A 14,393-nucleotide genomic window follows, 5' to 3' on the forward strand; every position below is an offset into this window, starting at 1 on the left:
ATATGAATAGAATCAAATTTTTTTTCTTTTTTGTCTTTTTGACTGTGACATTTGGTCTACAGGGACAGGTTATTTCTTTTGAAGAAGATGATGCACTCAATGCATGGAAGTGTACTAAAGGAACTGTAACGATTTCCTCTGCAAAAGTAAAAGTAGGTGATGCTGCTTTGTGTTGGAATATAGAGCCCGGAAGTGTATTGACTGCAGAAAACTTAACTTCGCTTAAAACAGTATCGACAAAGAGTAAAGGTGGTGTAAATTTGTGGATATATAGTTCAAAAGCTATGGATGATGTGATGCAGATAGGATTTTATAATGCTTCGGGAGTGAAGAAGTGTAAACTTGATTTCCGTATGAACTTTGTAGGATGGCGTTGTTTGTGGGCATGCTTTACAGAAGATATGGGACATGATCGTACTCAACTGACCACAATGAAATTTGAGATGCCTGCCGGAGCTTCCGGAACGGTTTATCTGGATTATATCGAATTTGTAGCAACCAGTTCCTGGCAAAGGATGCCCGATTATCAGAATCGTACCATTAAAGGAGATGAATCTTACTTGACCTCTCGTGAAATTTCAGTTCCTTCTTCTGTTGGGGTGACTGACGAACAGGAGGAGGCGATTAGGGTAATAAGTAAAAGATTGGAAAATTGGTATTTAGGAACAGGGAGATATACTTCGAATGATATATATAAAAAACGTAAAACAGCTGTCAATAGTTGGATGAGCACCGGACGGCGTAATGCTCCCACTATTGATGAGAATGGAACGGTTGATAAATCCGGGTTATTTTCATTAGGATTTGATGGGAAGTCGGTGGATGGAGTGAAACTGAAAACATTTAAGAATATCAATGAGTCATGCTTACTCCAACTGGCATTTGATTATCGTATTAATAATAACTCTGCCAGTTTGGATAAAGCAAAAAAGATTTATGAATGGTATTACGATCAAGGTTGGGCTGATGGGAGTGCTTTGGGGACGTTGTATCTCGAAATGCTACGTAGCAGTGGCTTTTATCATTCCGTGTTTTTGTTGCGTGATCAACTTTCGGAAGAGGAGAGTAAACATATAACCGAAGCTCAGCATTGGTATACCCGTTTGGGAGATGCATTTATTGTACCGGAGACACCGGGAGAATTGGCCGACTATATCCGTTCACTTGCTGTACCCAAACTACATGCTATCTTAATGATGACTGACAAGCATCAACAGATTGCTTCTATGGAGTCTTATTGTAAATATCTGAATAATGCTTTTTCTTATGCTCCCGGATTTGCCGGTTCATTCAAGCCTGATGGTTCTGGTTATCATCACCGTGGAACATATCTGAGTGCTTATTATCCTCAAGTAGTTTATGTGGCTTCTATGCTCTACTATCTGCTTCATGATACGCCTTTTCAACTGGATAATGAGATCTACGATATTCTCAGGAATGCATTGCTTTCTTATCGTTTCTTCTGTGGTGAATATGCTGTGCCCGGTAGTACTTGCGGACGTTTTCCCGAAGGGGCTGAGGTACTTCATACGCTGATACCGGCATATGCTTATCTGGTGATGTCTTCCGGAGAGTTGGATACTGAACTTCAGGCTGCTTTCCTGCGTTTGTGGAAGCCTGAACATAGTTTGGTAAGTGCTTATTTGGCAAAAACAGCCGTAGATATTTGTTATACAAGAAGTTTGGGTGAAGTGGAATTGCTTCTGGATGCTGCATCTAAAGGAGGGGATGCTGAAACGAATCTTGCAGGTACTAAGTTCATGCCTTATTCAGGGCTATTGGTATATCGCCAGCCGGAGTGGATGTTTACTATAAAAGGGTTCAGCAAATATATCTGGGATTATGAGAGTTCCAACTCAGAGAATGTATATGGACGGTATCTGAGTTACGGACATGTGGAATATACCGATCTGCAAAACGGTCAATCGACTTTACGCCCCAAAGAATGGGATTGGACACATCTCCCCGGAACAACTGCAAAGCAGCTATCTGATAATGAATTACACTTTAGTACGGTGGGAGATAAACATCGTAATTTCTCAGATCAGAGTTTCCTCGGAGGGATTGCTTTCGATAAAAATACGAGTCTGTTTACCAACCGGATGCATGACAATGCCATTGACAAGACGTTCTACGCAGATAAATCTTTCTTTGTTTTTGGCAATGTGGTTTATTGCATGGGCAGTGGCATCAAGTCGGGATCGGCAGATGTAGAAGTGCACACCACTCTCTATCAGAATCTGAAAGGAGAGAATAGCAAGGCAGTACAGCGACCGGATGAAAAGACCGTGTATGATAATTGGGGAAATCTGTTTCTGATTCACCAGGGAAACCTGTCACTGTCAGAAAACGAAAAGTTCGATTTGGGATATATCAATCATGGAAAAGGAGCTAGCAATGCGCTTTATGCTTACACCTGGCTCATCAAACCGGAAGAAGGACAATCGGACGTTTATAGGAATAATTCTCCTTTTGAAGTGCTGAAACAAAATGAAGAAGGCCATGTGTTGTGGCACAGGCAACAAAAAGTCCTTATGGCATCTATCTTCAAAAAAGGAGATGTCACGGGGTGTAAGCACATTCGTTATGTAAATAAACCGATGATGATTGTGCTGAAAGAGGACAACGGAATGCTGGATGTTGCTTTCACCAATCCGGATATGGATAGAGAGAGTGCATCCAATAACAATGCACTTACAGATGCAATGGTGAACATGCCGGGACGTATTTCTGAAATATCTTTCCGCATTGATGGAGAGTATAGGAATACCGACGTAGATAGCCCTGTCAAAGTAACCAGTGAAAACGGAGTCACTACAGTGACTTATTCCGAATCGGGCAACGGAGAGACTTACAGAGTATTACTGACCAATAAAGCTACCGGATTGGAAGTTATATCTTCAAAAGAGAAAATTGAAATCTACAAAGAAGCTACCGGTTATTGTATTGTTACTGGAGGAATTCCGGCTGCGGTATCGGTTTTGGATGTAAACGGTCGTGTAGTGAAAACCATTTATGGGCACGGTGAAAATCTGACGTTGCCATTAGACGATTATCCTCATGGTGTTCTTATGATAAAAGTGACTACTCGTGAAGAGGTTGTAGTTAAGAAGATTATTTTTTAATCAAAATAAATTATAAACAATTAAATCGAAAAACTATGTGTGGAAAAACATTATTGTTCGCTTTGGCCTTGACTTGTGCCGCTTCTATGAATGCTCAGAATTATACACTTTCGGATGTTTCTGTATCAGGGACAGCTCCCAAAGGAATAGTCGTTAAAGGAGAAGCATTGTATATTGCCTTTTCGGGTGATAATAAAGTGGTGAAAACCTCTTTGGATGGCAAAAATACACTATTAACAATCACAGAGGGATTGAATCTACCCTATGATGTAGATTGCGATATGGATGGAAGAATTTTTGTTGCCAATCAGGGAGAAAAGGAAATTAAAGTTTACGATGCAAATGGAACTCTCGAGAAGTCTGTATCTATAAAAAAGATGAACGGAGATGTTGTAGGTAGTGCCGTTACCGGTGTAACTATAGGCAAAGATGGAAAAATTTATGTAGCTGTAGGAGGCAGTTCTTACAATGCTATCCATATTTATGACAGTGAGTTAAAGCTGATTCAAGTGTTGGATCAGATGGCACCGGATAACGGAATACCGGGATGTGATAAACTTCGTATTGTGAGAAAGGTCTTTTTCGATTCGAAAGGAACAATGTACATTTCGGATAAAAATACCGGAGTAATTGTTGTCGATTTCTATGATGATAATGTGATATATCCGTTTTCGTTGATAAAACGGGAAGATGGTATTAATAGATATAATAATGTAGCCGGTATAACAGAGACTTCGGATGGAAACCTGATAATAGCATTGGATGCGGATAAGAAACAAGGTTCGGATATTTTATCTTATAAAGGAGTATGCTGTTTTTCTCCGGAGGGAGTATTCACAAAAATGATAGGTGCCGTTGATGGTAGTGATTACGGAATGCCTTATGGGTTGGCCGTGAATGCTGATAATGATTTATATGTTGCAGATTCCAATAAGAATGTTGTTAAAATGTGGAAAGCTACAGGTGCCTCGGGTATTCATTCTGTTGGAGATGTAACTGTATCTTGCTTCCCGAATCCGTTTGTGGAAAGTCTCACTGTAGAACTGGATGCGGTTGCTTTGCATCGGATAGAGCTGTGTGATGTGATGGGGCGCATTGCTTATTCGGCTGAGTCAAAAGGAACTTCACATTTGATTATTCCTACTAATTCACTTTCAGAGGGTGTGTATTTGCTGCTGATTGATGGAAAAGCGTCAGGAGGAAAGTTGATTAAGAAATAAGAAAGAAATGTGACAGATACTAAAACAACGTTTTGGTATCTGTCACATAGATGTTTATGTGTAACTGATCTAAATAAATTTTATGGATTAATTGGGGGGGGTATCTGACAAATGTATAGTTGTCAAAAAAGTAATTACAAGCTTTTTGAAGAAGATACGTGAGATAAGGTATGAATGTTTTTGTTGTATAATTGCTTGATTTATAGCGAATATCAACCTCCTGGTTTAAGGTAGACAAGGTTGTACACTTTAGTATGGTATAAGTGTACAACCTTGTAAAGTAAAGCCAAAGCGTTAAAAAACGATTAAAGATATTAACAAATGATGCGTTCATTGGATACTTCAGAAGAATGTTATTGAACTTAAATTAAAGCCATTCAGAGCAAGATATATTTCTTATTTCCGTTGTAAATCTATATATTTGTGTCACACTATTCACTGGTAATAATACTATGATAAGAAAAAACAGTTTGCTATTAATCTTTCTTCTTCTTTTCTCGGCTTCTCTCCATTCGGCAGTAGATATGAATGAGGTCGTATTTACACATATCGGATCAGAAAAGGGTCTTTCCCAAAACACTGTTTTTGATATAACTCAGGATACAAAAGGAAATATGTGGTTTGTCACTAATGATGGAGTGAATAGATATAATGGATATACTTGTACCGTGTTTCAACATGATGTAACAGATAGTACTTCTATAGCAAATAACATTGCTCACTCTATTCTGATTGACAGTAAAGGAAGAATCTGGGTTACCACAAGAAACGGTTTGTCGTATTACAACGAAGAGAAAGATTATTTCATAAATTTTGAATATTTAAAGGAGGGACAGAGGCAAGAGTTTATGAAAATTGTGGAAGCAGATCCGGACCATTTACTTTTGATTACGAAAAGAGCTTTGTTTTTGTTTGATATAAAAGAAACTTCTTTTAAAGAGGTGTCATTGTCCCATATTGAAGGTCCCATGTTACTTTCGATGTTGATGAAACAAGATGGGATTATATATGTAGGTGCCCGGGAAGGTTTGTTTACGTATTGTCCGACAGAATCTAAACTAAGTTTAGTGTATGGCCCGTTTAATAAAAGACTGGTTAATACGGTTTGGAAAAGTGCTGCCGATTGTTTGTGGGTAGGGACTGAAGGAGAAGGATTGTATAAGATAAACCCTCTTACAGGAGAGAGGAAAAACTACCGGCATATATCGTCTGATAAACGGAGTTTAGCATCGAATTATGTTCGCGCGTTAAGGTCCGATGAGCAGAATCGCTTGTGGGTAGGAACGTTTGATGCGTTATCTATCTATGATGAAGAGAATGACTCGTTTACTTCTTATAAAAATAATCCTGTACAACCCGAAAGTATTTCTCAAAGCTCAGTTCGCTGTATTTTTAGGGATATACAAGGGGGGATGTGGCTGGGGACTTTCTGGGGAGGGGTGAACTATTACCATCCTTTGAAAAACCGTTTTCGTAATATGAAGCATATTCCGTTTCAGAATTCATTGAGTAGCGATGTTGTCAATTGTATAGTGGAAGATGCTGAATCGAATTTATGGATTGGTACCGACGGTGGCGGACTGAATTTCTATAATACAACAACCCAAAAGTTCACTTCTTATTCCCTGAAAGTAGAAAAAAACAATCAGAAGGTCAGTGCCAATAATATCAAGGCTATTTATATTGATGAAAAGAATGATCTGGTTTTTATTGGAGCACATGCAGGCGGATTAGCTGTTCTTCATCGGAGATCGGGTAAGATGGAATATTACAACAGTGGACTTTCAGACGAGAATGTGTATGCCATTATTCCTGATGGAGAAGATGCTTTATGGATCGGAACACTAAATACTTTGGCCAGATTTCGGATTAAAGAGAGAAAGTCTGTAGCTGTTTCAAGGCAGAAAGATGGTACTCCTTTCCAGAGTAGACGGATCAGGGTTTTGTTCAGAGATTCGAAACAAAGAATATGGATGGGAGGGGAAAATGGATTGCAGGTCTATCGTCAAATAGGAGAAGAATTACAGTTGCAATACGTTATACCAAAAGATTCGCCATTGAATGACAGTTATATTACTTGTGTATATGAAGTACATGATGGGATATTCTGGATTGGAAGCAGGGAAGGGTTGTATAAATATAATGATAATACCGGGCAGGTGAATTGTTATACGAAGCGGAACGGACTGTTTAATGATGTGATCTGTGGAGTTATGGAAGATACTTTCGGTCGGTTATGGATAAGCTCTAACAGAGGATTGAGTTGTTTGGATACTGAAACGGAAATCTTCAGGAACTATACGGGAGTAGACGGCTTGCAGAATAATCAATTCAATATGCTATCTTGTTGTCATGCATCGGATGGACAAATGTATTTTGGAGGTATTAAGGGAATAACGACATTTATTCCGGAAAAACTGATGGATAATCCTTATACACCATCGGTGATGATTACAGATTTTCAGTTATTTGGAAGTTCTATTCGTCCGGATGATGAGACGGGTATTTTACAGAAAAATATAAGTGAGACGGACAAGATAACACTTACATCCTCACAATCTTCATTCTCTATAGATTTTGTAGTCTCTAACTACATTTCGGGAGAACATAATACGTTTGCTTATCAGTTGAAAGGATATGATAAGCAGTGGTACATATCTTCAGACAGAAGAACAGTGTCTTATACAAATCTTCCCGACGGGACTTATCATTTTCTTGTAAAGGCTGCCAATAATGATGGGAGGTGGAATGAACAGCCCACCCGGCTGGAGATTGTAGTGTTGCCTGTGTGGTATAAAACCTGGTGGGCCATTTTGCTGTTTATTATTCTTGCTTTGACAGTAGTGGCTTTTGTCTTTCGTTACTTTTGGCAACGCAAAATAATGCAGGCACAGATAGAACAGGAAAGAAAAGATAAGGAAAGGCAAGAAGAGTTGAATCAGATGAAGATACACTTTTTTATTAATATGTCTCATGAACTACGTACGCCACTGACTCTTATTCTTGCACCTTTGCATGAAGTACTTGCCCGAATTGACGATCAGTGGACTCGTACACAATTGAAATATGCCCAGAAAAGTGGACAAAAAATGCTACGTCTGGTGAACCAGTTAATGAATTATCGTCAGGCTGAATTGGGAGTTTTCCACCTTAAAGTACAAAAAGGGAATGTCTGTCGGTTGATAAGTGATACGTTTATGTCTTTTGAACGGTTGGCACGTAGTCGGAAAATAGATTATAATCTATATATTGAGATAAATGATGATGAGTGGATCTTTGATGCCAGATATCTGGAATTGATAACAAACAACCTGCTTTCTAATGCTTTTAAATATACAGGTGATGGTGGAAGTATTACGGTAAAGGTACGTGAACAGAATAATTGTTTGCTATTGCAGGTTGTTGATACCGGGATAGGGATTACTCAAGAGAATCAGAAGAAGATTTTTGAGCGTTTTTATCAGGTTCACGAGGGTGGAAACGGAAGTGGAATCGGATTATCCCTGGTTAAAAAACTGATAGAACTTCATCATGGAACAATCACTTTGGAGAGTGAGGTGGGGAAAGGTTCTGTGTTCTCGGTATATATTCCGCAAAATATAGTTGTATACAGAGAAGACGAGTGGATGTCGGACGAAGCAGAACAAGCAATGCTAGAAAAGGGCAATGTATTGCCGGATGGTGTTCAGTATGAGGTGAAAGAGATAAATGAGAAAGAAACAGATACTGATACAAAGGATACCATTAAGCAGAAAGAAAGAGTACTTATTGTTGAAGATAATGAAGATATCAGACGATATTTGGCGGAAGAACTAAGAGGCTTATTTGAGGTTTGTGAAGCTACTAACGGAGAGGAAGCATGGAAGCTCCTGAATGAACAAGAGGTAGATGTAGTCATTACAGATGTAATGATGCCTGTAATGGACGGGGTGAAGTTAACAAAACTGATAAAAAGGAATATTCGTACGTGTCATATTTTTGTGTTGATGTTAACTGCAAAAACAGAAATCGAACATCAATTAGAAGGTTTACAGACAGGAGCAGACGATTATATCCCTAAGCCTTTTGTGATGGGTATACTTATACTGAAGATACAGAACTTTATACGTGCCCGTTATCGCATTCTTGATCATTATGCAAAGTCATTGGAAGTTGATCCGCATAAAATGACTTTTAATGCATTGGATGAGGCTTTCCTGAAAAAGGCAGTGGATGTTGTTGAAGCCAATATGAGTAATCCGGAATTCTTAACAGAAGATTTTACTTCTGAGATGGGAATGGGGCGCACTGCATTACACTTGAAAATGAAGGCTATCACAGGAGAGTCTACCACTGATTTTGTACGAAAAATACGTTTTAACAGAGCGTGTGCTTTGCTGAAAGAAGGGCGTTATACTGTTGCAGAAATTAGTGTAATGGTGGGTTTCAGCAGTCCTTCTTATTTCACAACCAGCTTTAAGAAATATGTAGGTTGTTCGCCGGGAGAATATAGCAAAGGAAAGTGGTGAAAGTTAATTTTCTACATATTAATTCCCTGCCAACCAAAAAAACTTATTAACTTTGCGAATCTTTTTGGAAACAATAAAAACTTAATGATATGAATATCTCTTATAACTGGCTGAAAGAGTATGTTAACTTCGATCTGACACCTGATGAAGTAGCTGCTGCGCTTACTTCCATCGGACTGGAAACAGGGGGCGTGGAAGAAGTTCAAACCATTAAAGGAGGTTTGGAAGGACTCGTGATTGGCGAAGTGCTGACATGTGTGGAGCATCCTAATTCAGACCACTTACACATCACCACAGTAAATCTGGGAAATGGGGAACCTACTCAGATTGTGTGCGGAGCTCCTAATGTAGCTGCCGGACAAAAAGTAGTAGTTGCCACATTAGGTACGAAACTTTATGACGGTGATGAATGCTTTACTATAAAGAAATCAAAAATCCGTGGTGTGGAATCTATCGGGATGATCTGTGCAGAGGATGAAATTGGTATCGGAACCTCCCACGACGGTATCATTGTATTGCCGGAAGATGCTGTTCCGGGTACGTTGGCCAAAGATTACTATAATGTAAAGAGTGATTACGTACTTGAAGTAGATATCACTCCAAATCGTGCAGATGCTTGTTCTCATTACGGTGTGGCTCGTGATCTGTATGCTTATCTTATTCAGAATGGTAAACAGGCTACATTACAGCGCCCATCAGTAGAGGCTTTTGCCGTAGAAAATCATGATCTTGATATTAAGGTAACAGTAGAGAATAGTGAAGCATGTCCTCGCTATGCCGGTGTGACTGTAAAGGGTGTGACTGTGAAAGAAAGCCCGGAATGGTTGCAGAATAAACTTCACCTCATTGGTGTGCGGCCTATTAATAATGTAGTAGATATCACCAATTATATTGTTCATGCTTTCGGACAACCGTTGCACTGCTTTGATGCAGATAAAATCAAGGGTGGGGAAGTAATTGTGAAAACAATGCCTGAAGGTACTCCTTTTGTGACATTGGATGGTGTGGAACGTAAGTTGAATGAACGTGACCTGATGATCTGCAATAAGGAAGAAGCTATGTGCATTGCCGGTGTATTCGGCGGATTGGATTCCGGCTCTACAGAAACTACAACAGATGTATTTATCGAAAGTGCTTATTTTCATCCTACATGGGTGCGTAAGACAGCCCGTCGTCATGGTTTAAATACTGATGCTTCGTTCCGCTTTGAAAGAGGTATCGATCCTAATATTACTATCTACTGTCTGAAACTGGCTGCCTTGTTGGTGAAAGAACTGGCGGGAGGTACAATCTCCAGTGAGATTAAAGATATTTGCGTTGCACCTGCACAGGATTTTGTAGTCGAGCTTGCGTATGAGAAAATATATTCGTTGGTGGGCAAAGTAATTCCGGTGGAAACAATTAAAAGTATTGTATCCAGTCTGGAGATGAAGATTACAAATGAAACAGTTGAAGGTTTGACATTGGCTGTTCCTCCTTATCGTGTAGATGTGCAACGTGATTGTGATGTGATTGAAGACATCCTTCGTATCTATGGATACAATAATGTGGAAATTCCTTCTACATTGAAGTCCAGCCTGACAACTAAAGGTGATGCGGATAAATCAAACAAATTACAAAATTTGGTTGCTGAACAATTGGTTGGTTGCGGGTTTAATGAAATATTGAATAACTCTTTGACTCGTGCTGCCTACTATGATGGATTGGAAACTTATCCCTCTAATCATCTGGTAATGTTGATGAATCCGTTGAGTGCTGATTTGAACAGTATGCGTCAGACATTGTTATTTGGTGGTCTTGAGAGTATTGCTCATAATGCCAATCGTAAGAATGCCGATTTGAAATTCTTTGAATTCGGTAATTGTTATTACTTTGATGCCGATAAGAAGAATCCGGAAAAGACATTGGCTGCATATGCGGAAGATTATCACCTTGGGTTATGGGTGACAGGCAAGAGAGTTTCAAACTCATGGGCGCATGCAGATGAAAACAGTTCGGTGTATGAGTTAAAGGCTTATGTAGAGAATATACTGAAACGTCTGGGACTTGATTTACACAATCTTGTAGTGGGTAATCTGACTGATGATATATTTGCAGCTGCTCTTTCTGTTAATACAAAGGGTGGAAAACGTTTGGCTACATTTGGTGTCGTAACGAAGAAGTTGCTGAAAGCATTTGATATTGATAATGAAGTGTATTATGCTGATTTTGACTGGAAAGAACTGATGAAAGCTATTCGTTCAGTGAAGATCAGTTACAAGGAAATATCCAAATTTCCGGCTGTGAAACGTGACCTTGCATTGTTGCTTGATAAGAATGTTCAGTTTGCTGAGATTGAAAAGATAGCGTATGAAACAGAGAAGAAACTTTTGAAAGAGGTAGAACTTTTCGATGTGTACGAAGGTAAGAATCTGGAAGCCGGTAAGAAATCGTATGCAGTGAGTTTCTTGTTGCAGGACGAGTCACAGACACTTAACGATAAGATGATTGACAAAATCATGTCTAAGCTAGTGAAGAATCTGGAAGAAAAGCTAAATGCGAAACTGAGATAGAAATCTTGTGGAAATTAATAATTTAAAATTAATAATTAAAATATAGACCAATGGGAAGAGCGTTCGAATATAGAAAAGCTACCAAGCTGAAAAGATGGGGTAATATGGCCCGTACATTTACGAGAATAGGTAAACAGATTGCTATTGCTGTAAAAGCCGGTGGGCCGGATCCTGAAAATAATCCGCACCTGCGTGCAGTTGTTGCTACTGCAAAACGTGAGAATATGCCGAAGGATAACGTGGAACGCGCTATCAAAAATGCAATGGGTAAAGATCAGAAGGACTATAAAGAAATGAATTATGAAGGATATGGTCCATTTGGTATTGCTGTATTTGTAGAAACTGCAACTGATAATACTACCCGTACTGTAGCTAATGTACGTAGTGTTTTCAATAAATTTGGTGGAACATTGGGTACTTCCGGTAGCCTCGATTTTATGTTCAGTTGGAAATCTATGTTCACTATTGCCAAGAAAGAAGGATTGGAAATGGATGAACTGATTCTTGAACTGATCGATTACGGAGTAGAGGATGAATATGATGAGGATGAGGAAGAAATCACAATTTATGGTGATCCTAAATCATTTGCTCAGATTCAGAAATATCTTGAAGACAATGGTTTTGAGGTAAAGGCTGCAGAATTTACCCGTATTCCGAATGACGAAAAAGAACTGAATGACGAACAACGTGCTACTATTGATAAGATGGTAGAACGCCTTGAAGATGACGAGGATGTTCAGAATGTATATACTAATATGAAACCGGCGCCTGAGGACGGAGAATAATGAAGTATGTCTATAGAACCCAGGGTACTTGTAGTACGAATATTGAACTCGATGTAGAGAATGGTATTCTGAAAGAAGTGGCCTATTGGGGTGGATGTAATGGTAACTTACAGGGAGTTTCCCGTTTAGTGAAGGGGATGAAAGTAGAGGAGGTGATTACCAGACTGGAGGGTATCCGGTGTAGTGGCCGTCCAACTTCCTGTCCCGATCAGTTATGCAAAGCATTGCACGAAATGGGATATTGAAATTAATATAGCATCAAATAAAAACGGAGACACTATTTTTAAGTGCCTCCGTTTTTATTTGATAGAAATTCTTTTTTTTTATTTGTACAGATCCGGTGTTATCTTAACACGAAACAGCTCTTGATGAGTCTTGTCTGATAGATAGACATACAGCATAGTTACATCCATTTCTCTGTATATTTTAAGATCATCCGTGTTTTTGATAATTTCCGGAAGACTTTCTGCCAATTGCTTTTGAGTAGCCTCTGCAATAGTAGGATCATCAGCAGTACCCGTGAGGGTATAATAGTAGGTAAATGTGTTATCACCACCTGTGTAACTGGTACTGTCCATTCTTGTCATTTCGTCTATAGTCATAGGACATTGTTTATTTACTTCTTGAGAAGCAATCTCGAATACTTTTTGTTTTGCCTGCTGGCAAGAGGTTAATGTAAGTACAGTAAGGCAAACTGCTGAGAGGATTTTTTTCATATAATGTCTTATTTTAAATTAAATAACGTTCAAAGATAAGGGTTTTTGATGAACAGAACAAACGGCTGGATTGTTTTATTTATTATCATTAAGGTAGATTGCTACCTTTCAACAAAACCAGATTAAACATTGTTTTTGATAGCATTTAATCGTAATTTTGTGCAAACATTAAAGAAAAAAGAACAGAACTTTATTATGCGGAATATATTTAAGGATTTAAAGCGTAAAGACCATAAACGCTATTTAGGGGGACTGGATGTGTTCAGATATATCGGTCCCGGCTTACTTGTCACTGTAGGATTTATCGACCCGGGTAACTGGGCTTCTAACTTTGCCGCTGGTTCTGAGTTTGGTTACTCCTTATTATGGGTAGTAACGCTGTCTACCATCATGTTAATCGTACTTCAGCATAATGTAGCGCATTTGGGTATTGTAACCGGACTTTGTTTGTCAGAGGCTGCTACTCAATATGCCCCCAAATGGGTATCACGTCCTATCCTTGGGACGGCTGTATTAGCTTCTATATCTACTTCGTTGGCTGAGATTCTTGGGGGGGCCATTGCATTGGAGATGCTGCTTGATATCCCTATAATCTGGGGAGCTGTATTGACCACGGCTTTCGTTTCTGTTATGTTATTTACCAATTCCTATAAAAAGATAGAACGTTCTATTATTGCTTTTGTGTCTGTTATTGGACTTTCGTTTATTTATGAGTTGTTTCTTGTAGATATAGACTGGCCGTTAGCTGCGCAAGGTTGGGTGACGCCTGCCATTCCGAAAGGGAGTATGCTTATCATTATGAGTGTGCTTGGAGCGGTAGTAATGCCTCACAATCTGTTTCTTCATTCGGAGGTGATACAAAGCCATGAATATAATAAGCAAGATGATACTTCTATCCGGAAGGTTCTTAAATATGAATTATTCGATACACTTTTTTCAATGATCGTCGGATGGGCCATTAATAGTGCGATGATTCTGCTTGCTGCTGCTACTTTTTTTAAAAGTGGAATACAGGTAGAGGAGTTGCAGCAGGCAAAATCATTATTAGAGCCTTTGTTAGGCAGTAATGCCGCTATTGTGTTTGCTTTGGCTCTGTTGATGGCGGGAATTTCTTCTACCATAACCAGTGGAATGGCTGCCGGATCTATTTTTGCGGGGATCTTTGGTGAATCGTATCATATAAAGGATAGTCATTCACAGGTGGGCGTTATTCTCTCTTTAGGTATTGCTTTGCTACTGATATTTTTTATTGGTGATCCTTTCAAAGGATTGATTATATCACAGATGGTGTTGAGTATTCAATTGCCGTTTACTGTATTTTTGCAAGTCGGGTTAACTTCTTCGCGGAAAGTAATGGGCAATTATGTGAATAGTCGTTGGAGTACATTTGTGCTTTATGCTATTGCAGTAGTAGTATCTGTATTGAATATCATGTTGTTGTTTTCCTGAAAAGATAAGATAGCAAGAAACAGGTTGCCATTGCTGAA

8 protein-coding genes are annotated in these 14,393 nt (G+C 39.0%); 7 read left to right on the plus strand and 1 reads right to left on the minus strand.

Features of this window, described 5'->3' with window-relative positions:
- Window positions 1–2: 2 nt before the first annotated feature.
- The 6 genes from QX565_RS18220 to QX565_RS18245 all read left to right on the plus strand — a co-directional run bounded on the left by QX565_RS18220 (window position 3) and on the right by QX565_RS18245 (window position 12,435).
- Complete coding sequence (locus tag QX565_RS18220) at window positions 3–3,125, plus strand: chondroitinase family polysaccharide lyase (RefSeq protein ID WP_195349622.1); 3,123 nt, start codon at window positions 3–5, stop codon at window positions 3,123–3,125.
- Between the two features lie 35 nt (window positions 3,126–3,160).
- Complete coding sequence (locus QX565_RS18225) at window positions 3,161–4,345, plus strand: NHL repeat-containing protein (RefSeq protein WP_195349624.1); 1,185 nt, start codon at window positions 3,161–3,163, stop codon at window positions 4,343–4,345.
- A 452-nt stretch (window positions 4,346–4,797) separates the two neighbouring features.
- Entirely contained in the window at window positions 4,798–8,853 is a 4,056-nt protein-coding gene (locus QX565_RS18230) for a hybrid sensor histidine kinase/response regulator transcription factor (RefSeq protein WP_289293827.1), read from the plus strand.
- Between the two features lie 89 nt (window positions 8,854–8,942).
- On the plus strand, window positions 8,943–11,405 hold the full coding sequence (pheT, locus tag QX565_RS18235; protein WP_221650164.1) for a phenylalanine--tRNA ligase subunit beta: 2,463 nt from the start codon (window positions 8,943–8,945) through the stop codon (window positions 11,403–11,405).
- Window positions 11,406–11,455: 50 nt separating this feature from the next.
- Complete coding sequence (locus tag QX565_RS18240; protein WP_221650165.1) at window positions 11,456–12,190, plus strand: YebC/PmpR family DNA-binding transcriptional regulator; 735 nt, start codon at window positions 11,456–11,458, stop codon at window positions 12,188–12,190.
- The gene (locus tag QX565_RS18245; protein ID WP_221650166.1) at window positions 12,190–12,435 is read left to right on the plus strand and encodes a TIGR03905 family TSCPD domain-containing protein; all 246 of its coding nucleotides are present in this window, start codon (window positions 12,190–12,192) and stop codon (window positions 12,433–12,435) included. The genes QX565_RS18240 and QX565_RS18245 overlap by 1 nt, the downstream gene beginning before the upstream one ends.
- 78 nt (window positions 12,436–12,513) lie before the next feature.
- On the opposite strand, the gene QX565_RS18250 is transcribed toward QX565_RS18245, so the two are convergent.
- Window positions 12,514–12,906: a DUF8479 domain-containing protein gene (locus QX565_RS18250; protein WP_221650167.1), complete on the minus strand. Its 393-nt coding sequence runs from the start codon at window positions 12,904–12,906 to the stop codon at window positions 12,514–12,516.
- A gap of 195 nt (window positions 12,907–13,101) precedes the next feature.
- Between QX565_RS18250 and QX565_RS18255 the strand changes: the two genes are divergently transcribed.
- Window positions 13,102–14,355, plus strand: coding sequence for an Nramp family divalent metal transporter (locus QX565_RS18255; RefSeq protein ID WP_221650168.1), 1,254 nt, complete (start codon window positions 13,102–13,104; stop codon window positions 14,353–14,355).
- Window positions 14,356–14,393 lie beyond the last annotated feature (38 nt).

Origin of the sequence: Bacteroides sp. 41_26 (genome assembly GCF_949740115.1) — a bacterium.
Lineage (GTDB): Bacteria > Bacteroidota > Bacteroidia > Bacteroidales > Bacteroidaceae > Bacteroides > Bacteroides nordii.